This is a genomic window from Gluconobacter albidus (genome assembly GCF_002005485.1).
GTDB classification, from domain to species: domain Bacteria; phylum Pseudomonadota; class Alphaproteobacteria; order Acetobacterales; family Acetobacteraceae; genus Gluconobacter; species Gluconobacter albidus.
The window spans coordinates 248,032-267,241 of sequence record NZ_CP014689.1; the positions used below are offsets into that span (position 1 = coordinate 248,032).

At 62.1% G+C, this 19,210-nt stretch carries 16 protein-coding genes and 1 tRNA gene; 10 read left to right on the top strand and 7 right to left on the bottom strand.

Going from position 1 to position 19,210, the window contains the following annotated elements; translation table 11 throughout:
- Nucleotides 1-117: 117 nt before the first annotated feature.
- Nucleotides 118-1,368, bottom strand: a complete 1,251-nt coding sequence (locus A0U94_RS01025) for a D-amino acid dehydrogenase (protein WP_062109260.1) — start codon at nucleotides 1,366-1,368, stop codon at nucleotides 118-120.
- An 85-nt stretch (nucleotides 1,369-1,453) separates the two neighbouring features.
- A complete protein-coding gene (locus A0U94_RS01030) occupies nucleotides 1,454-2,476 on the bottom strand; it encodes an NAD(P)/FAD-dependent oxidoreductase (RefSeq protein ID WP_077803766.1) in 1,023 nt (340 codons plus the stop codon).
- A 41-nt stretch (nucleotides 2,477-2,517) separates the two neighbouring features.
- Between A0U94_RS01030 and A0U94_RS01035 the strand changes: the two genes are divergently transcribed.
- The 7 genes from A0U94_RS01035 (at nucleotide 2,518) to A0U94_RS01065 (ending at nucleotide 13,249) form a co-directional block, all read left to right on the top strand.
- Entirely contained in the window at nucleotides 2,518-3,597 is a 1,080-nt protein-coding gene (locus A0U94_RS01035; protein ID WP_077802182.1) for a glycosyltransferase family 4 protein, read from the top strand.
- 53 nt (nucleotides 3,598-3,650) lie between these two features.
- The gene (gene tsaE / locus A0U94_RS01040) at nucleotides 3,651-4,100 is read left to right on the top strand and encodes a tRNA (adenosine(37)-N6)-threonylcarbamoyltransferase complex ATPase subunit type 1 TsaE (RefSeq protein WP_077803767.1); all 450 of its coding nucleotides are present in this window, start codon (nucleotides 3,651-3,653) and stop codon (nucleotides 4,098-4,100) included.
- The gene (gene addB, locus A0U94_RS01045; RefSeq protein ID WP_077802183.1) at nucleotides 4,097-7,147 is read left to right on the top strand and encodes a double-strand break repair protein AddB; all 3,051 of its coding nucleotides are present in this window, start codon (nucleotides 4,097-4,099) and stop codon (nucleotides 7,145-7,147) included. Before tsaE ends, addB begins: the two co-directional genes overlap by 4 nt.
- The gene (addA, locus tag A0U94_RS01050; protein WP_077802184.1) at nucleotides 7,144-10,731 is read left to right on the top strand and encodes a double-strand break repair helicase AddA; all 3,588 of its coding nucleotides are present in this window, start codon (nucleotides 7,144-7,146) and stop codon (nucleotides 10,729-10,731) included. The genes addB and addA overlap by 4 nt, the downstream gene beginning before the upstream one ends.
- 84 nt (nucleotides 10,732-10,815) lie before the next feature.
- On the top strand, nucleotides 10,816-11,142 hold the full coding sequence (gene trxA / locus A0U94_RS01055; protein WP_077802185.1) for a thioredoxin TrxA: 327 nt from the start codon (nucleotides 10,816-10,818) through the stop codon (nucleotides 11,140-11,142).
- Nucleotides 11,143-11,230: 88 nt separating this feature from the next.
- Nucleotides 11,231-12,421, top strand: a complete 1,191-nt coding sequence (rnd, locus tag A0U94_RS01060; RefSeq protein WP_062029872.1) for a ribonuclease D — start codon at nucleotides 11,231-11,233, stop codon at nucleotides 12,419-12,421.
- Between the two features lie 135 nt (nucleotides 12,422-12,556).
- Entirely contained in the window at nucleotides 12,557-13,249 is a 693-nt protein-coding gene (locus A0U94_RS01065) for a GcrA family cell cycle regulator (RefSeq protein ID WP_077802186.1), read from the top strand.
- Between the two features lie 186 nt (nucleotides 13,250-13,435).
- Here the strand turns inward: A0U94_RS01065 and A0U94_RS16305 are convergent, their stop codons facing one another.
- The 3 genes from A0U94_RS16305 to dksA all read right to left on the bottom strand — a co-directional run bounded on the left by A0U94_RS16305 (nucleotide 13,436) and on the right by dksA (nucleotide 14,392).
- On the bottom strand, nucleotides 13,436-13,594 hold the full coding sequence (locus A0U94_RS16305; RefSeq protein ID WP_077803768.1) for a glycoside hydrolase family 68 protein: 159 nt from the start codon (nucleotides 13,592-13,594) through the stop codon (nucleotides 13,436-13,438).
- Nucleotides 13,595-13,851: 257 nt separating this feature from the next.
- A tRNA-Thr gene (locus tag A0U94_RS01075) sits at nucleotides 13,852-13,926 on the bottom strand.
- A gap of 52 nt (nucleotides 13,927-13,978) precedes the next feature.
- A complete protein-coding gene (gene dksA / locus A0U94_RS01080; protein ID WP_062029923.1) occupies nucleotides 13,979-14,392 on the bottom strand; it encodes an RNA polymerase-binding protein DksA in 414 nt (137 codons plus the stop codon).
- A 235-nt stretch (nucleotides 14,393-14,627) separates the two neighbouring features.
- Here dksA and A0U94_RS01085 point away from each other — a divergent pair, with 235 nt between their 5' ends.
- Genes A0U94_RS01085 through A0U94_RS01095 form a run of 3 tightly spaced genes read left to right on the top strand, consistent with a single transcriptional unit; the run spans nucleotide 14,628 to nucleotide 16,503 of the window.
- Nucleotides 14,628-15,770 carry a flagellar basal body P-ring protein FlgI gene (locus tag A0U94_RS01085; protein ID WP_077802187.1) on the top strand — a complete coding sequence of 381 codons (1,143 nt, stop codon included), beginning with the start codon at nucleotides 14,628-14,630 and terminating at the stop codon, nucleotides 15,768-15,770.
- Nucleotides 15,770-16,072, top strand: coding sequence for a rod-binding protein (locus A0U94_RS01090; RefSeq protein WP_197460430.1), 303 nt, complete (start codon nucleotides 15,770-15,772; stop codon nucleotides 16,070-16,072). Before A0U94_RS01085 ends, A0U94_RS01090 begins: the two co-directional genes overlap by 1 nt.
- Complete coding sequence (locus A0U94_RS01095; protein WP_062029866.1) at nucleotides 16,069-16,503, top strand: flagellar protein FlgN; 435 nt, start codon at nucleotides 16,069-16,071, stop codon at nucleotides 16,501-16,503. The genes A0U94_RS01090 and A0U94_RS01095 overlap by 4 nt, the downstream gene beginning before the upstream one ends.
- Nucleotides 16,504-16,513: 10 nt before the next feature.
- Here A0U94_RS01095 and A0U94_RS01100 read toward each other — a convergent pair whose 3' ends face one another.
- Both A0U94_RS01100 and hpnH read right to left on the bottom strand, forming a co-directional pair.
- Nucleotides 16,514-17,806, bottom strand: a complete 1,293-nt coding sequence (locus A0U94_RS01100) for a hemolysin family protein (protein ID WP_062109249.1) — start codon at nucleotides 17,804-17,806, stop codon at nucleotides 16,514-16,516.
- A gap of 153 nt (nucleotides 17,807-17,959) precedes the next feature.
- Nucleotides 17,960-19,156: an adenosyl-hopene transferase HpnH gene (gene hpnH, locus A0U94_RS01105; RefSeq protein ID WP_062029862.1), complete on the bottom strand. Its 1,197-nt coding sequence runs from the start codon at nucleotides 19,154-19,156 to the stop codon at nucleotides 17,960-17,962.
- Between the last annotated feature and the right edge of the window lie 54 nt (nucleotides 19,157-19,210).

The window sequence follows — 19,210 nt, forward strand, 5'->3', positions numbered from 1 at the left end:
TCTCTGTCGCTTCTTCTGAAGGACTGCGGAAAGCAAAACGGGGGTCTGCTCATGGCAGACCCCCGTTTTTTATGTCCTGTGCATCCGTAAGCCGCGCAGGCTTACGGATGGGAAGTGTCAGTAGCGGTCGAGCGACAGGTCGAGCGACGGAATGGCCGTCTGGCGGCCGGAGATCTGGTCTGCGACGATCTGGCCGGAGCCGGCCGTCATCGTCCAGCCCAGCGTGCCATGGCCGGTGTTGAGCCACAGATTGCCATAGCGCGGGGAGGGACCGACGATCGGCGTGCCGTCCGGCGTGCAGGGGCGCAGGCCGGTCCAGTATTTCGCGGACGACAGGTCGCCGCCGCCATACATTTCGCTGAAGGACAGTTCCAGCGTCTCGCGGCGATCCGGGCTGAGGCGCAGGTTGAAGCCGTTCAGTTCCGCCGTGCCACCGATGCGGATGCGGTCGCCCAGACGCGTGATGGCGACCTTGTACGTCTCGTCATTGACGGTCGAGACCGGGGCGCGGCTTTCATCCGTGATTGGCATGGTCAGGGAGTAGCCCTTGACCGGATAGATCGGCAGGCGCAGTTCCAGCGGCTTGAGGAAGCGCGGGGAGTAGCTGCCGAGCGCGAGGACGTAGCGGTCCGCCGTCATGCGTCCTGCGCTGGTGCGGATGCTGACGATGGCGTCACTGGCGGCTTCCAGAGCCTCGATCGTGACGCCGAGATGGAACTTCACGCCCTTGTCTTCAGCCATTTTGGCCAGACGGCGTGTGAAGAGATGGGCATCGCCCGTCTGGTCACCGGGGAGGAGCAGACCGGCCTTGAGCAGGTGTCGGGCATGGGCGAGGCCGGGCTCGCGGGCGAGAATCTCGTCCACGGTCAGCAGCTTGTGCTCAACGCCGCTTTCGGCCAGCAGGCGCATGTCTTCGGCAGCGTATTCGACCTGGCTGTCCGTGCGGAAGAGCTGGATCAGGCCTTTCTGGGCGCCGTCATAGGTGATGCCGGTCTCGGCGCGCAGGGCGTCGAGGCGGTCGCGGGCGTATTCCGCAATCCGCAGCATCCGGCCCTTGTTGATGTCATAGGCCTTTTCCGTGCAGTTCATGAGCAGTTCGCCCATGAAACGGAACATGGCCGTATCGAGGCGCGGGCGCACGACGAGCGGGCTGTGCTTCTCGAACATCCATTTGGCGGCCTTGAGCGGCAGGCCCGGCATGGCCCAGGGGGTTGAATAGCCGGGAGAAACCTGTCCTGCATTCGCAAAAGACGTCTCCAGACCCACACCCGGCTGGCGGTCGATCACTTCGACTTCATGGCCTTCCTGAGCGAGATACCAGGCCGTTGTAACGCCGATCACTCCGGCGCCCATGACGATGACTTTCATATCTGTCCTGCTGTGTTGTCGTCTGTAGAACCGCCCTGAACTGACCGTGATCGGCTCAGCGCCACGAAAATATTGTTCCGTTTCGTTAGCCCGGAACGCCCTTGCTGGTCGAATATTCGAAATGCAGAGCCGTGTCGGGATGGACGATGGCATGGATGGCATGGGCCGCCATGGCGCCTTCGGAGAAGCCCTGAAGGATCAGCTTCAGCTTGCCCGGATAGGTTGCCACATCCCCGATCGCGAAAATGCCGGGCGTGCTGCTCTCCAGCGTGGCCGGGGTGACGGGAACGGTGTTACGATGCGTGTCCAGTCCCCAGAGGGCGATCGGCCCCAGATCGGTGGACAGGCCATAGAACGGCAGAAGTGCATCGGCCCCGATGTGGCGCGATGTGCCTTCAAGCGTGGTGACTTCCACGGTGGAAAGCACCCCGTCCGTGCCGTGCAGGGCATGGAGCTGATAGGGCACGACCTTCTCGATCTTTCCAGCCTCAATCTGCTGCTCGATCCGTGACAGCGTCTCAGGCGCACCGCGGAAACGATCCCGGCGATGCAGCAGATAGATTTTTTCGGCGACGTCGGAGAGGGACAGCGCCCAGTCCAGTGCGGAATCGCCGCCACCTGCGACTACGACGCGCTTGCCTGTGAAATCTGCGCGTTTCTTGACGTAATACTGCACCGCGCCCGTGCGTTCATAGGCTTCGAGCCCGTCGAGCGGTGGGCGGTTCGGCCCGAACGCACCGGCACCGGCCGCGATGATGACGGCTTTGGCGATGATGACGTCGCCGCGTGCGGTTTTCAGCGTGAAATCCCCACGATGGCCTTCCAGCGTCTCGACGCGCGAGCCCAGCAGACGGGGGACGTCGAACGGAGCGATCTGCTGTTCGAGCGCCTCGATCAGGGCGCCGCCTTCGATAGCGGGATGGGCCGGGATGTCGTAGATCGGTTTTTCCGGATAGAGCGCCGCACATTGTCCGCCGACACTGTCGAGGGCGTCAATCAGGACGCAGGACAGTTTGAGCATGCCACATTCAAACGCGGCGAAGAGAGCGGTCGGACCGGCGCCGACAATCGCGACATCGGTGTTGAGGGTCTGAGGTGCAGTCGTCATGATCTGTTTCATAATCGGTTTGAAGGGCTTGGGGTAGGGCATTGAACGTACGATATACGTTTGTAATTCAGGACCTGAAGGGCCTCGGCGGGACCGAGCGTTCGGCCTGTGCCGTCATGAACGGACTGGTACGTCAGGGGTGCGACGTGCGGCTGGTGGAACTGGTCGGCGCGGGCGCTCCGGCCTTTGCCCTGTCGCCTGAGATTCCCATGACCGCGCTGTTCGTCCGGCCGGTAAAGATTTTCAATTCGTGGTTCCGGATCGTGTGGCGTTTGTCGCGTTTCCTGAAACGGGAGAACATCGACACGCTGGTGGTCGTGGAGTCCACTCATGCGCTTTACGGCGTGGCGGCAGCGAAGCTGGCGGGTGTGCGCTGCGTGGTCTGGGAGCATTTCAACTTCAACGTGACGTTAAATCGCCGCAAGCGCGTCTGGGGACGGCAGCTCGCCGCGCGCTGGGCCGATGATGTGGTGGTTCTGACCCAGCGGGACACGGCGTTGTGGCGAGAAGGGACGGCGGTTCGTGCCCGGCTGACCGCCATTCCGAACATGGCTCCTCCTGTGACGGATCGCCTCTATCCATCCGAGTCCCGGCTGGTTCTGGCGGCGGGACGTCTGACGGAGCAGAAGGGCTATGACCTGCTGCTGCGGGCCTGGCGGATCGTGGAACAGGACCCGGCGAGCATGGGCTGGGATCTCCTGATCCGGGGGGACGGGCCGGATCGTGATGCCCTGCTGCAACAGGCGCAAGGGTTGCATCGCGTGACGATTGCGCCGGCTATCGGGGAGATCGACGCCGATTATGCTCGTGCGGCCCTGTTCGTGGGATCCTCGCGTTATGAGGGGCTGCCGATGGTGTTGCTTGAGGCCCTATCGGCGGGGGTGCCGGTCGTGGCGTTCGACTGCGAGACGGGACCTGCGGAAATCGTGCGCGACGGCGAGACCGGATTGCTCGTCCCGCCGGAAGAGCCGGAGGCCCTGGCCGTTGCCCTGTTGGAGTTGATGCGCGCGCCCGAACAGCGTCAGGCCATGTCGGTCGCCTCCCGGCTGCGGGCCGCCGCGTTTCAGGAAGAGGCCGTCATGGCGCGGTGGATGGATCTTCTTCGGAACGGTGGTCGCTGAACGGGCTCCGAACGCCCTTGCTGGCACCGGGCAGTCGGGTCCACATTGGCGGCATGCAGATACGCCTTGATGACCAGCTTGCGACCGAAACTCTGGCGGCCCTGATTGCCGACCGTTGTGCGCCCGGAGACTGCCTTGCGCTTTCGGGTGGTCTGGGGGCGGGGAAAAGTACATTCTCCCGGGCCTTTCTGCGCCATTTGGCCCGGGATCCGCAGATGGAAGTTCCCAGCCCCAGCTTTGCGCTTGTCCAGCCATACGAGACGCCGAAGGGCGCGGCCTACCATTATGATCTGTGGCGGCTGGACGGGCCGGATGCGTTGCATGAACTGGCATGGGACGAGGCATGCGAAGGCATCATGCTGGTCGAATGGCCAGAGCGGGCCGAAGACCTGCTGCCGGAAGGCGCGCTGCATCTCACATTCTCCCCCGGCAAGACCGAGGACGCTCGCCTTGTTGACCTGACGGGCTGGCCCGATGGTCGGCTGACAGGACTGAAGCCATGAGCGGCGTCGTCACCATTGCGGGCACGGAGCCGTTTCTGGATCGTGTGGCGCAGGAATGGCTCGATCGCGATCCGGCCGCCCGAACGGATGGTCCGGGCCTGATCCTCGTTCCCAGCCGCCGCGCGGGCCGTGCGCTGATGGAGGCCTTCCTGCGGGTTCTGGACACGCAGGCCGCACTCCTGCCGCGTATCGTTGCGATCAATGACGTGGACGAGGACGCGCTGGCTTCTATCGGGATCGACGTCATGTTGCCTCCGGCGGTGGAGCCGCAGCGACGTCTGGCCGTGCTGTCGATGCTGATCCTTCAGACGCCGCTTGTGAGTGTCGGTGTGGACAGCACCAAAGGAATCGACCGGGCCTGGCCGCTTGCCAAGGCGCTGGCGGACCTGATGGACGAGGCCGAGCGCAGCGGTGTCGATCTGGCCGAGCGCCTGCCGGACGCGGTGGAAGAGCGCTTCTCCGATCACTGGCAGCAGACGTTGAAATTTCTGGAGATCGTTACTGCCGTCTGGCCGAAATGGCTGGAAGAAGAGGGGCTGTGCAACCCGGTGGCGCGGCAGATTGCGCGTCTGAAGGCGCAGGCCCGCGCCTGGGGAGAAAAACCGCCCTTAACACCGGTCTGGGGCGTGGGCTTCGCAGATGGATCGGCAGCGGTGTCGGACGTGCTGGCCGTGGTGGCGCGGCTACCTGCCGGGCTCGTGATCCTGCCGGGTGTGGATCTGGGTATGGCGGACGAGATCTGGGCTGCTCTGCCGCCGTCGCATCCTCAGGCGGGTCTGAAGGAAATCCTGACGGATCTGGGTCTGTCCCGTGAGGAACTGACGGACTGGGATGGGGGCAGGGATCGCGGACGCGAGCTGATGCTGCGCGAAGTGCTGTTGCCGGAACAGGGTATCGCTCATTGGGGGCAGGACAGCCGCCCGCGCGATATCGACAGGCTCTCCATTCTCCCGGCGCAGGACCAGCAGCAGGAGGCGCAGGCCATTGCGCTGATCCTGCGCGATGTCGTGTCCGAAGCCGGGAAAACCTGCGCCCTCGTCACGCCGGACCGGGCCTTGGCGCAACGCGTGGGCACCGAGCTTCTGCGTTTCGGGATCCATGCCGATGACAGTGCGGGCGAGTCCCTGTCCCAGACCCCGGCCGCCGTGTTTCTGCGGCTGATCGCGACCGCTGCGGAAGCGCAGCTTTCTCCCGTCGCGTTGCTGTCCGTTCTGAAACATCCGCTCGCCGCTCTGGGCCGCACGCCGGGGGACTGCCACGCTTCCGCCCGGCGTCTGGAGCGGCTTCTGCTGCGCGGGCCTGCCCCTGCGCCCGGCATTGCCGGACTGAAAGCTGCGCTGCACGACTATGCACAGAAGAAACATGCCCCGGATCACGGGGCCAGCGCGGATGCCCCGGACGAGCCGGAAGGCCCCGCTGCCTTCATCACGCGGATCGAGCAGGCTTTCGATCCGCTTCTCTCCATCGAGGGGGCCATTCCCCTGCCGGACCTGCTCGAACGCCTGATCCATACGGCGGAAGCGCTGGCCGCCACGGCGGACGAACTGGACGCTCCGGAGGAGGAGCCGCGTCATCCGGGCGCGCGTCTGTGGCTGGGCGAGGATGGGGAGGCCCTGTCGCGGCATCTGGCGGCGCTGATCGTCAATACCGGTATTCTGCCGCCGCAGCGCCTGACGCATCTGGATTCGTTCCTCAACACGTCCATGGCCGGACAGATGCTGACCGGTCTGCGCGCGCATCGGGGCGGCGTGGAACTGGCGCATCCGCGCGTCTCGATACTGGGTGTGCTGGAAGCGCGGCTTCTGGCGTTCGATGTCGTGGTGCTGGGCGGCCTGAACGAAGGCGTCTGGCCGCCCGCGACCGATCCGGGGCCCTGGCTGAGTCGCCCGATGCGCGTGCGTGTGGGGTTGCCCTCGCCGGAGCGGCAGACGGGCGTGAGCGCGCATGATTTCGTCTCGACCATTCTCGCTTCGAAGGAAGCCGTGTTCGCCAGTTCGGCCCGGCGTGAGGGTGCGCCCGGTGTTCCGGCGCGCTGGATGGTGCGGATGGAGGCGTTTCTCGGCGGCCGGTCGCAGAGCCTGCCGGAGCATCCCGCGCTGGACTGGCAGCGCTGTCTGGATCAGCCGCTCGCGGGTGCCGAAGCCGTTGCGCCGCCCGAACCACGGCCACCTGTCGCTTTGCGTCCACGGGGGCTCAGCATTACCGAAATTGAGACGTGGATGCAGGATCCATATGCGATCTACGCCAAGCATGTCCTGAAGCTCCGGGCTCTCAAACCGTTGGAGGAAGGCGCGGAGCACGCCGATTTCGGCATGATCGTGCATGATGCGATGGAACGCGTTCTGCGCGACTTTCCCGAGCGCTGGCCCGCCAATGCGAGCGCCATTCTGCGCCGCGTCTTTGCCGAGGAGCTGGCGAAGGCCAATATGCGTCCGGCCCTTGTGAACTGGTGGGGCCCGCGTCTGGCCCGGATTGCGGACTGGGTGGCGGAAAAGGAAGCCTCTTACCGCCTAGAGATGGAAGACAGCGGCCCGGCGCTGGGCCGGTTCGTGGAAGTCACGGCGTCTTTCCGTCTTGAGGCGGCTTTCGCGCCGTTCGAGTTGCGCGGTCGGGCGGACCGGATTGATATCGGTGCCGATGGTCTGGCCACTGTTTTCGATTACAAGACCGGGCAGCCACCGAGCGGAAAGAACGTTGCGGAAGGCTGGTCCGTCCAGCTCGTGCTCGAAGGTGCGCTTCTGGCGAAAGGGGCGTTCAGGGACGTTCCGGCCGTTGAGACAAAGAAACTGCTCTACTGGCATCTGACGGGCGGAGACGATCCCGGCAAAGAGAGCGAAGTGCCGGGTTCGCGCGCTCATACGGATGCGCCGACCCTGATTGCCGAGGCCATGGAAAAGCTCCGGACCCTCGTGGACGAATACGATACCCCCGATCAGCCCTACCGCTCCCAGCCCTGGGCCGGACATGTCCCGCGCTACACGGATTACGCGCAGCTTGCCCGCGTGGATGAATGGCGCGCGGCCTATGCGGAAGGAGAGGGCGAATGAACGACATGCCGCCTGTGATGCACCCCGTTTCCCGCCCCGTCACCCGCGACGAAGTCATTGCTGCTGCCGACCGCACGCAGCGTCAGGCGTCCGATCCGCGCGCTTCGGTGTTCGTCTCGGCCTCGGCGGGTTCGGGCAAGACCAAGCTGCTGATCGACCGTCTGCTTCGGCTCATGCTGCCGCTCTATGTCCAGACCGAGGACGGCGACACCATTCTGGCGGATGGCGCGCATCCCTCGCGTATCCTGTGCCTGACCTACACCAAGGCCGCCGCCGCCGAGATGGCCAACCGCCTTCAGCAGAAGCTGGGAAGCTGGGTCTCGCTGCCGGATGCGACGCTGGGGGCGGAACTTGAAAGCCTCGATGTTCCCAATACGGACGAGACCCGGGCGCGTGCGCGGGCCCTGTTCCTGTGTGTTCTGGATCTGCCCGGTGGCCTGCGGATCGAGACGATCCATGCGTTCTGTCAGTCGCTGCTGCGGCGTTTCCCGCTGGAAGCGTCAGTCGATCCGCATTTCACGCTGATGGAAGAGACGGACACGACACTGGCGCTGCGTGAGGCGATGGAAGACGGCCTCGCCCGCGCGCCGGAGCTTGCGGCCGATGTGGCTGGCACGGTGGGGCTGGACGATTTCTTCAGGCGTATCCGCACACTGAACATGGAGGAAAGCCGCGCCCGGCCATTGCTGGAGCGCTGGGCGACCCTGCCGGACAGTGTGGTCAGCGCCTATCGCAAGGCGCTGAAAGCCGGGCAGCAGAGCCTTGAGGATCTTGAGGCCCTCGCCTGTCGCCCTCCGAAGGAAGACGATCTGCGGGCCGGACTGCGTGATGTGCTCGGGCTTGTGACACCCACCGCCCGCGTCAACGTCGAACAGATGCTGGAATGGCTCGGGACGGAACCGGCAGAGCGGGCACCGGCCGTCTGGGCGAAATGTCTGCTGACGGACAAGGGGACCGTTCGGCAGATGAACCGGATCGTCGCCAAGAAGGCACAGGAAGCCGTTCCGAGCATTGCGCCTTTGCTGGAAGACGAGGCGCAACGTCTGGTGGACCTTCAATCCAGCCTCAAAAGCCTGCGTCTGCTGCTGCTGAACCGGGCCCTGCTCGGTCTGGCCGCGCCGATGCTGACGGCGTTTCAGGACGGCAAGTCCGCCCGTGGTCTGGTGGATTACAATGATCTCATCCAGGAAACCCGCAACCTTCTGCGGGATCCGGGTGCGGCCTGGGTGCTGTATAAGCTCGATGGTGGCATCGACCATCTGCTGCTGGACGAGGTGCAGGATAATTCCGGCCTGCAATGGGAAATTGCCGGGGCACTGACTTCCGAGTTCTTTGCGGGCGAAGGCGCGTGGGACATGGGGCCGCGTCCGCGCACGATTTTCGCGGTCGGCGATTACAAACAGTCGATTTACGGGTTTCAGGGCGCCCAGCCCGAAGAATTCCATCGCTGGCGCACCGAGTTCGCGGATCGGGTCCGCAATGCCGGGCTGCTATGGCGCGATCCGGAACTGAACGTGTCTTTCCGCTCGGTCCTGCCTGTTCTGTCCTTCGTGGATGCGGTGTTTTCCCAGCCTCTGGCCGCGCATGGCCTGTTGCAGGAAGGCGAAAAGACCCTCCGCCCGCATGTCTCGGCCCGTCCGGGGCAGGGGGGGCGCGTGGAACTGTGGCCGCTCGTCCCCGTCGTTCAGGGCGAGGACGATGACGAGGGCCTGACGCCCTGGCGCGCGCCTTCCGCCAATACCGGACAGCGCAGCGCGCCCCAGCGCCTCGCCGAAGCGCTTGCGGAATGGATTGACCGGCAGATCGGGCGTCCGCCCCAGCCGGGGCAGGCGCCTCTGACAGCGGGGGACGTGCTGATCCTCGTCCCCCGTCGCTCGCCGTTCCTGCGCTCGCTGATCCGGGCTCTGAAATCGCGCAATGTGCCGGTCGCAACGCTGGTCCGGGTTGGGCTGACGCAGCAGGTCGCGGTCCGCGATCTCATGACGCTCTGCGCGGCCCTGCTTCTGCCGCAGGATGATCTGACGCTGGCTTCCGTCCTCACATCGCCGCTGGGAGGGCTTACGGACGATTCGCTGATGGCGCTCGCCACCCGCAATGGCACGGCCCATGCCCTCGGCCCGAAAGGCCAGCCGCTCTGGACCGTTCTGCGGGATCGTCACCGGGAACGGGAGGACTGGCGTGCAGCATGGGAGATGCTGTCCACGCTCTATGCACGTGTCGATTATGCGTCTCCGTACCGGTTGCTCGCCGAAACGCTGGGGCAGCATGGTGGACGCACGCGGCTTCTGCGGCGTCTGGGGCCAGAAGCCGCAGAACCGGTGGATGAACTGCTGACGGCGGCCCTGCGCTATGAAGGGCTGCATCCTCCGTCGCTTCAGGGCTTCCTGCACTGGCTCGAAGCCAGCGAGATCACCAGCAAGCGCGAGGCCGAGAGCGATCTGGGTGCCGTTCGCGTCATGACGGTTCATGGCTCCAAGGGGCTTCAGGCGCGTCTGGTTGTCATGCCGGATACGACGTCCAAACCGCCACCTGGCAGCGATTTCCTGTGGGAAGAGGCAGGCGCCTTCGAACTTCCACTCTGGGTCCCCAAGAAGGGCATGGGCACGGAGGTCACAGCCGCTCTATCCGAACGGGATTCCGAAAAAGCCCGAGCGGAAAGCAACCGCCTGCTTTACGTCGCTCTGACCCGGGCCAGTGACTGGCTGGTGATCTGCGGGGCCGGCGCCAAGCGGGAGCCGGATGACAAGAGCTGGTACCGGCAGTGCGAGGCGGGGTTTAAGCAACTGGCGAATGCCCGTTCCGAACCGATGGATCTCGGCTGGGAAGGTGAACGGTTCGTGTTGGAAGAAGACCGCACGCTGGCGCCGGTTTCATTCAGGCCCGGAGCGGCCGAAGCCCCCTGTGCAACACTGCCGGACTGGATGGGGCGTGCTCCCGACTGGAAGCCGTTCATTGCCCAGCGTGAAGATGCCCTGACGCGTCCGCTCGCGCCCAGCCGTCCGGATGGGGCCGAGTTTGGCGAACTCCCCGCTGCCCGTTCCCCGCTGGAGCTTCTGGCCGGTCGTCCCACGCCGATGCGTGAACAGGCCATGCGACGCGGGACCATGATTCATCGTCTGCTTCAGCTTCTGCCGGAAACCCCGGTGGCAGAGCGTGAAGCTGTGGCGGTGCGCTGGCTGTCCCGACGGGCCCTCGGTCTGACGGAGTCGGAAATCCATCGTCTGGCCGGACAGGTCCTGGGCGTTCTGTCCCATCCGGATCTCGCGCCGCTCTTTGCGCCCGGAGGCCGCGCCGAACAGCCGATTTCGGGTGTCAGTGACGGGCGCGTCGTGCTCGGGCAGGTCGATCGTCTGCGGATCGGGGAGGGACAGATCTGGATCTGCGACTACAAGACGAACCGCAATCCGCAGCTGCGTGCCGATCGGACGCCTGTCGTCTATCTGCGTCAGATGGCGGCTTATCGTGCCGTGCTGGAGCAACTTCATCCCGGCTACGACATTCACTGCTCGCTGGTCTGGACGGAAGGGCCTGCCGTTGTCACACTTCCGGCCTCGCTGCTGGATCAGGCGTTGCAAAGGTCTTGATCCACATCAAAAGCCCCTTGCAGTGAGGGGCATGGCAGCCGATATCCGTTTTCAGAAACTTCATTTGCCACAAGGAACACACTCATGAGCGCAAACACCGTTGCCGTCAGCGACAGCAGCTTCGACGCAGACGTTCTGAAATCCGAAGGTCCGGTTCTGGTTGATTTCTGGGCGGAATGGTGCGGCCCGTGCAAGATGATCGCACCGGCGCTTGAAGAAATCGGCGCCGAGTATCAGGGCCGTCTGAAGGTTGCGAAGGTCAATATCGACTCCAACCCCGAAGCCCCGACGAAGTATGGCGTCCGTAGCATCCCGACGCTGATCGTCTTCAAGGGCGGCAAGCCGGTTGCCCAGCAGATGGGTGCGCTGCCGAAGAGCCAGCTCAAAGCATGGATCGACCAGTCTCTTTGATCGTTCTCCCCTGAGTAGCCCTGAAAACGGGTAAGGGAAGGACGTGAGGGGCGTGGTCACGATCCTGCGCTTTGTGTAGGATCGTGTCATGCGCTCGAAAGCTCCGACCTTCCCGACTCCCGTTCTCCTGACCTCCAGCGAGGAGGTGGCCCGTATCTGCGAAAAACTGCAGCACGAGCCTTTCGTGACCATCGATACGGAGTTCGTCCGGGAAAAGACCTACTGGCCGGAGCTTTGTCTCGTGCAACTCGCGGGAACCGAGGATGTTGTCCTGATAGACACGCTCGCTCCCGGCATTGACCTTGCGCCGCTGGGTGATCTTCTGGCCAAGCCGGACTGCATCAAGGTTTTCCATGCCGCGCGGCAGGATCTGGAAATTTTCCTTCATATTTTCGATCGTCTTCCGGTCTCGGTCTTCGATACGCAGGTTGCCGCCATGGTTGCCGGTTTCGGCGATCAGGTGGGGTATGACAGTCTTGTGGGTGCGATCACTGGTCGCAGCATCGACAAGGCGCATCGCTTCAGCGACTGGTCGGCTCGTCCGCTGAGCAGTGCCCAGATCGCGTATGCCGCCGCCGATGTGACCCATCTGCGCACGGTCTATGAGGCCCTGCGCAGACAGCTTGCCGAGCAGGGCCGTCTGCATTGGGCCGACTCCGAGCAGGCAATTCTGACAGAAGAAAAGACGTTCCGCCCGGATCCCCGCCGCCTGTGGGAAAAGCTGAAAGCCCGCACCAGCAACCGCCGGATGCTGGCTATTCTGCGGGAAGTGGCCGCATGGCGCGAACAGGAAGCGCAGAATGCCGATATTCCCCGCCAGCGCGTCATCCGTGATGAAAGCCTGCTGGAAATCGCAGCCGTTCATCCGGATACGGTTGAAGCGCTCTCCCGTATTCGGGGTGTGACCCGGGGTTTTGCCGAGGGCAAGATGGGCAGAGGGCTGCTCGAGGCCATCTGTATTGCTCAGGAATGCCCGGAATCCGAACTTCCGAAAGCACCGTCGAAATCCGAACGGGTGCGGCCCTCAGCCGCTCTGGTGGCGCTTCTGCGGGTTCTTCTGGCCGCCAAATGCGAAGAGCACAAGGTGGCGCCCCGATTGGTCGCCTCTTCGGAAGATCTTGATCTGATTGCTCTTGGAGAGACCGATGTCGGCGCACTGCGCGGCTGGCGTCGCGAACTCTTCGGTCTGGATGCCCAGGCGCTGGTGCGCGGCGAGATTGCGCTGGCCGTTGTGAACGGTCTTGTGGAGCTTCAGCGCGTCGCGGAAACGGCCGCATAAGAAGCGCCTTCGACGCGGCGGGGAGTTTCTGGTAAGAAGCCTCCCGAAGATGTTTCGGGTCCGGTGGGCCGGGACTGCAGATCAACAGCATATCGGGCCATATCAGGCACCGAAGCGGGACAGGGAAACGAACATATGGAGTGGACGGACGAGACGATCGCCAGACTTCGCGATCTGTGGAGTCAGGGACTTTCGACCGCCGAAATCGGCCGCCAGCTCTCCATCACCAAGAATGCCGTTGTCGGCAAGGCTCACCGTCTGGGTCTGCCTCCCCGCCCTTCTCCCATCCGTAATCGCAAAGCCGCGGACGGTGAAGCAGGAACGGCAGAAGCCGCGCCCCGTCGCAAAAGCCCCTCCCGTGCCAAGGCGACAGAGTCTGCCGCGTCGGACCTGTTTGCAGACGGCAAGGATGTCGTCCTGGAAAAATCCGCTTCAGGCACTATGGAAAAACCCGCCGAGAAGTCTGCAGCACCTCCCCGCAAGGCTCCCGCCGCTGAACCTCCCAAGGCTCCTGTCCAGCCTGTTGCTGCGGCTCGTGTCATTCCTCCGGTTCAGAAGGATGTGGCTGCGTCACATCGGGAGGCTGCCGTCACGCCTCCTAAACCGGAACCCCGTGTGGCTCCTGCACCCCGTCCAGCCATGCCACCGCGGTTTTCGACGGCAGGTATCGACCGCCCCACGCGGCGTGGTCCTTCATGCTGCTGGCCGATTGGCGACCCCGGTACGCCGGGCTTTCATTTCTGCGGGGCAACGCCGCTCCCTGGAAAGCCATACTGCGCCGAGCATGCTGCGATCGCCTATGTTAAAATCCGCGACCGCCGCGACTGATTTCAGGCACAGAACCACGAAAAAAGCCGCCCTTCCGAAGAAGGTGCGGCTTTTTTCATAACAGCGACGCAGTCTGTTTCGTCATAACAAAAAAAGATGGGGAGCAGCCGAAGTTGCTCTTTGTTCTGTGCGGATGGTTTAGCCCGCCGCAGTGGCCGACCATGCGCGCTGCGCGAAAATTTCCCCTTAATTATGAATTTCCGTCAGGTAAGAGAGATTACTGTCCAGCATGCGACCTGACGAATTCATTGGCTTGAATAGGCCCGCAAGGCCGTTATCGAATACGAAACCATAAACACTATCCGGTTTCTGTAGATTATCGGAATAGGGGAAATGGTGGCTGATTGTGAAAGATAAAGTTTGTTCTGGTTTTCAAATACCAGAAGCCAATATAGGCAGCACTGTTGCAGGCGGCTCATTCGGACGCAATATTAGCGTTGCTGGGGTCGATCTTGCCTGCTGTCAAAGGCAAGATGACGTGTCCTCCATTTATTGTAACGGAGTTCATGTCCCGATATCCGGTATCAGGAATACCATAGTCCTGCATCGCAGCTTTATAAATCTTGCGACGTATTCCGTATTTTTAGGGAAGTAAGGAAAAATGGTGCTGCTGGACAGGATTGAACTGTCGACCTCTCCCTTACCAAGGGAGTGCTCTACCACTGAGCTACAGCAGCATACCGTTGCCTTGGCGCGCTTCGTAACGGGTCAGCGCGCCAAGCGCAAGTCTTAATCGTCGCGATGGACCTTTTCCATCTTCTCATGACGCTCCTGCGCGTCGATGGACAGCGTGGCGATCGGGCGGGCCTCCAGCCGTTTCAGACCGATCGGTTCTCCCGTCTCTTCGCAAAAGCCGTAGCTTCCATCCTCGATCCGTTCGAGCGCCATATTGATCTTGGTGATCAGTTTGCGGGCCCGGTCACGGGTTCGAAGTTCGAAAGCCCGATCCGTTTCGACGCTGGCGCGGTCGGTAATATCGGATTCATGGATTCCCCCTTCCGAGAGACTCGCAAGCGTTCCATCGGCCTCTTTCAGAAGATCGACACGCCAGCGCAGAAGTTTCTGCCTGAAGTACTCGACCTGAAGCGGGCTCATGAACTCTTCGTTGTCGGAAGGCCTATAATCCGGCGGCAGCGTAATCATGCGCATCCAATCCCTGGCTGATCCGCCGACGTCCGCTTCCAACAGCCGCAGGCGATAACGCGCGGCTTATAGCTACCCCAGCGGCATCCGCCAACCCCGAACATGTTTTTGCCTGTCTATCGGAAAGGGCGGAAATCTGCGTCTCCGTTAGGGGTTTCTTTACCCTGTAAGGCCATCCTCAATACCTGAGACCCCTAGACCTGTCTTGCAGGCATCAGGATACCCCCCGTCGCCCATGCGTTTTATTCTGCGATCTCCGTCATCTTTTCACATCCTGATGCACCGGCTTACTGCGCTTGTTTGCGTTTGGCTGCTTCTGCTTCCGGGTTTTGCTCTGGCAGCCAGTGTCCGCATCAAGGACATTACGGATATGGAAGGCGTGCGAAGCAACCAGCTGATCGGTTATGGTCTGGTCGTGGGGCTGAACGGCACCGGTGACCGGCTGACCAATACAATTTTTACGCGTGAAACGCTGATTTCCATGCTGAATCGCCTGGGCGTTAACATCCGCGATCAGGAAACACAGCTTCAGACACATGACGTCGCGGCCGTCATGGTGACGGCAGATCTCCCGGCTTTCGCTCATGGAGGAAACCGGATTGACGTGACGGTCTCAGCTGCGGGTGATGCTTCCTCCCTTACGGGAGGCACGCTTCTGGTCACACCATTGATGGCGGCGGATGGTGAAGTCTATGCGGTTGCGCAGGGATCGCTTGCAACAAACGCGTTTTCGGCCAGGGGAGCTGCTGCCTCCATCACCCGCAATGTGCCGACGAGCGGGCATATCGCGAATGGTGGCATCGTCGAGCGGGAAGTGCCTTTCGACCTCAGCCATCGATCCAATCTTCACCTGAGTCTGCGAAATCCTGATTTCACAACAGCGAGTCGGATCGCAGCGATCATCAACCGGACCTTCGGGCCGATTGCGAATGTTCAGGATCCCCGTACCGTCCTACTGGATCTGAGCAGCCACGATCCCGTTCCTACACTTTCGCGGATCGGTGATCTGCTCGTGACGCCGGATACGCCTGCCAAGGTGGTGGTGGATGAAGCCAGCGGAACCATCATCATGGGAGCAGATGTCCGGATCAGCACTGTTGCCGTAGCGCAGGGAAATCTGACGGTACAGGTGACCGAAACGCCCGAGGTCTCCCAACCGGGCCCATTCTCCAATGGTCAGACGGCTGTGGTGCCCCGTACGAACGTCAAGGTCGATACGGGCAAGAACCAGCATCTGGCGGTTGTCCCTGGCGGCACAACGCTCAGGGAGCTTGTTGCGGGACTGAACGCTCTGGGTGTGGGGCCAAGAGACATGATCAGCATTCTGCAGGCCATCAAGGCTGATGGTGCCCTGCAGGCAGAACTGGAGATGCGTTGATGACCATATCCTCGACCACCGGCACCCTATCACAGGGATTTCCGCTGCACGGCCAGAAGGCAGATCCGGCCAAGACGTTAAAATCCGCCCAGGATTTCGAATCAATGGCCATCAATCAGATGCTTCAGCCCATGTTCGCAACGGACGACGACAGCGACAGCATGTTCAGTGGTGGAGCCGGAGAAAAGCAGTTTCGGCCCATGCTGGTGGAGCAGATCGCCAAACAGATGGAAAACAACGGTGGTATTGGCATGACGGATGCAATCAACCGTCAGATGCTGGCCATGCAGGAGCAGAAATGAGCGCGTCCATTATTCCGGCCATGCAGCGGCTGATTGCCATTCTGGAAGCGGAAAATTCTGCATTGGAAGAAGCGCGCATCCCGGATGCTCTGGCGCTCCTGCCCGACAAGCAGAATGCTGCCAGAACGCTGGAGCAGGAGGTCTCGGTCGCCAATGACCGTAAACAGGACCTCTGCCCCTGCTGCCCGGATGACGAAGAGAATCCCGTACAGCAGGAGTCGTCGGCGCTGCCCTATCGCGATTTGCTGGACCAGATGACCGAACTGGGCAATCGCAATGGTGAACTTCTGCAAAGAGCCATCACGGCCCAGAAGCGCGTGATTGAATTGCTGACATCAACCCCAGCGGCGGCTCTGCCGCAGAACTATGGCAATCAGGGCGCCTATGCCCCTGTCAGCGAGAGACAGGCGCTTTTCGTCAGTAAAGCCTGAAGTCGTCAGGTCAGTCTTCGGCGAGAATCTGCCGACTGACCTTGACCTTGCCAACACGTCGGCGGTCCATTTCCAGAACCTCGAACAGCCATCCGCCGAACGCGACCTTGTCTCCCCGTGCGGGAACGCGCCTGAGAAGTGCCAGCATGACACCGCCAAGGGTATGATAGCCCCCGGCGCCAGGGAGTTCCGGAAGGTTGAGGCGCGAGCGCAGTTCATCCGCAGGCATGAAGCCTTCAAAGACATAATCGTCTTCGCCTTCAGCGGCCTGTAGTTCCGATGATGACGACTCCGTTTTTTCCTCACCGACAATCGCTTCCAGCACATCGGATGGTGTGACGATGCCTTCAAAAGAACCGTATTCGTCCAGAACAAACGTAATTCCGAGATTGACCCCGCGCATGCGCTCGATCATGTCCTGTGCGCTGAGACTGTCGGGGATGACGGGGGGCTCACGCAGGACGGCATCAACGGAAACCGGCAGTTTCAGGAGCAGTCGATCCATGATGTCTTTGGCGAGAATGACACCAACAGGATGGTCGACATCTCCTTCACAGACCACAATCCGCGCGTATGAAGACTGGCGCAGTTTGCGGACCAGCGTTTCCTGATCCGCATGTCTGTCGATCCAGAAAAGTTCATTGCGCGGCGTCATGATGGCTCTCACCGGTCGGTCTGCCAGACGCAGAAGGCGCTCGATCATGGCCTGTTCGTCAGTTTCGAGTACGCCCGCCCGTGCACCTTCGGCCAGAACGGCCTTCAGTTCCTCTTCCGTCACGGCAGCGCGCGTCAGGGGGCCGATACGGAGCGCCCGGAGGACCAGAGAGGATGTCCCGCTCAGTAGCCAGACAATCGGCTGTGCCACACGCGCGACGCCCACCAGAAGCCAGGCCAGACGTGAGGCAATGGTCTCCGGCTGTTGCAGGGCAATCTGTTTGGGAATCAGTTCACCGAAAACCAGCATGGCGAAGGTGATGATGGCAACGACAAGAACCATCGAGACTTCGCTGGCGATCGGACGGAGCGAAGGAATGTCCGCAATCCAGGGCGTGACGGTACCTTCCATCTGGCTGCCGCCAAACGTACCTTCAAGAATGGACACCAGCGTCATGCCGACCTGAACGGTTGGCAGAAAGCTGTGTGGATCTTCCGCCAGCCGGATTGCGGTTGTAGCCCCACGGACTCCCTGCTTGGCCAGAACCTCCAGCCGTGGCCGTTTTGCCGAAATGAGAGCCATTTCTCCCATGGCAAACACGGCATTGAGGAAAATGAGCAGACAGATAACAAGAATAGGGGTCAGCATGGTCCGGCCAGAATAATGAATGGCTCAAGCATAACAGGACGACTGACGGATGCCATGCCCTTCATTTGCTGACCGTAGACGCGAGGCTTTTCCATAAAAAAACCGGCTCGCATGGAGCCGGTTTTTTTTACGCAGATCGAAGAAGGCCAGTTCTCAGTCTGCTGCGTCTGCCGCTTCCGAAACGGTGTTGGCAGCCGGCCGACCGTTGACGCGGACGCGAGGGCCGCGAGCCGGCTTAGCACCTGTGGAGATGCGTTCCATCTGCTGCTGGACCTGCGCTTCATAGCCGTATTCGGCAGGGCGCTGGTTGGCGAGCGAGATTTCCGGAACCATCGGCTTTTCGGTCTCGGGACCGAAAAGGGCGACCTTCGCGATGTGCCAGGGGCGTGCGACGGCGTCCATGACGGCTGTGGATTCGTAGCCGGAGTGGACCATGCAGTCGGCGCACTTTTCGTATGCGCCTGTGCCGTACTGCTCCCAGGCCGTGTCGTCCATCAGTTCCTTGAAGGTCTTGGCATAACCTTCGCCGAGCAGATAGCACGGACGCTGCCAGCCAAAGACCGTACGCAGCGGCTTGCCCCAGGGGGTGCAGTGGTAGTTCTCGTTGCCCGCCAGGAAGTTCAGGAAAAGCGGGGACTGCGTGAAGCGCCACTTCTTGCCTTTTCCGAGACGGAAAACGTCGCGGAAAAGCTGCTTTGTCTTCTGGCGGTTCAGGAAGTGCTCCTGATCCGGTGCGCGCTCATAGGCGTAGCCCGGAGCCGTCATGATGCCGTCAACGCCGAGAGCCATGACTTCGTCGAAGAAGGCGGCAAGGCGCTCCGGCACGGCTCCGTCGAAGACGGTGCAGTTGATCGAGACGCGGAAGCCACGGGATTTTGCAAGACGGATCGCCGCTACGGCCCGGTCGTACACACCGTCCTGACACACGGAGGAGTCATGCATCACCTGATCGCCATCGAGATGCACGTCCCAGGAGAAGAACGGGGAGGGCTCGTAATCGTCGAGCTTCTTTTCCAGCAACAGCCCGTTCGTGCACAGGTAGACGTATTTTTTGCGCCCGATCAAACCTTTGACGATCTGGGGCATTTCCTTGTGCAGGAGGGGTTCACCACCGGCGATTGCAATGACAGGAGCGCCGGCTTCCGTGTCGGCATCCAGGCATTCCTGAAGGCTGAGACGCTGGTTCAGGATCTGCGCGGGATAGTCGATCTTGCCGCAGCCGGCGCACGCCAGGTTGCAGCGGAACAGCGGTTCGAGCATCAGGACCAGCGGATATCGCTTGCGGCCCGTGAGGTGCTGCTTGACAACGTACCGTCCGACTCGGACAGCCTGCATCAAAGGAACGGCCATTATAATCCTCTGGTTCTAGCCTCCGGAAGGTGCGTCCAATAGGGCGCCCGGGGC

What these genes read in the sequence shown, in the direction of transcription:
- A0U94_RS01090 (WP_197460430.1), top strand. Translation starts at nt 15,770, where the DNA reads ATGACCATATCCTCGACCACCGGCACCCTATCACAGGGATTTCCGCTG.
- dksA (WP_062029923.1), bottom strand. Translation starts at nt 14,392, where the DNA reads ATGATTACGCTGCCGCCGGATTATAGGCCTTCCGACAACGAAGAGTTC.
- A0U94_RS01100 (WP_062109249.1), bottom strand. Translation starts at nt 17,806, where the DNA reads ATGCTGACCCCTATTCTTGTTATCTGTCTGCTCATTTTCCTCAATGCC.
- trxA (WP_077802185.1), top strand. Translation starts at nt 10,816, where the DNA reads ATGAGCGCAAACACCGTTGCCGTCAGCGACAGCAGCTTCGACGCAGAC.
- A0U94_RS01025 (WP_062109260.1), bottom strand. Translation starts at nt 1,368, where the DNA reads ATGAAAGTCATCGTCATGGGCGCCGGAGTGATCGGCGTTACAACGGCC.
- A0U94_RS01095 (WP_062029866.1), top strand. Translation starts at nt 16,069, where the DNA reads ATGAGCGCGTCCATTATTCCGGCCATGCAGCGGCTGATTGCCATTCTG.
- A0U94_RS01085 (WP_077802187.1), top strand. Translation starts at nt 14,628, where the DNA reads ATGCGTTTTATTCTGCGATCTCCGTCATCTTTTCACATCCTGATGCAC.
- tsaE (WP_077803767.1), top strand. Translation starts at nt 3,651, where the DNA reads ATGCAGATACGCCTTGATGACCAGCTTGCGACCGAAACTCTGGCGGCC.
- A0U94_RS01030 (WP_077803766.1), bottom strand. Translation starts at nt 2,476, where the DNA reads ATGACGACTGCACCTCAGACCCTCAACACCGATGTCGCGATTGTCGGC.
- hpnH (WP_062029862.1), bottom strand. Translation starts at nt 19,156, where the DNA reads ATGGCCGTTCCTTTGATGCAGGCTGTCCGAGTCGGACGGTACGTTGTC.
- A0U94_RS01065 (WP_077802186.1), top strand. Translation starts at nt 12,557, where the DNA reads ATGGAGTGGACGGACGAGACGATCGCCAGACTTCGCGATCTGTGGAGT.
- addB (WP_077802183.1), top strand. Translation starts at nt 4,097, where the DNA reads ATGAGCGGCGTCGTCACCATTGCGGGCACGGAGCCGTTTCTGGATCGT.
- rnd (WP_062029872.1), top strand. Translation starts at nt 11,231, where the DNA reads ATGCGCTCGAAAGCTCCGACCTTCCCGACTCCCGTTCTCCTGACCTCC.
- addA (WP_077802184.1), top strand. Translation starts at nt 7,144, where the DNA reads ATGAACGACATGCCGCCTGTGATGCACCCCGTTTCCCGCCCCGTCACC.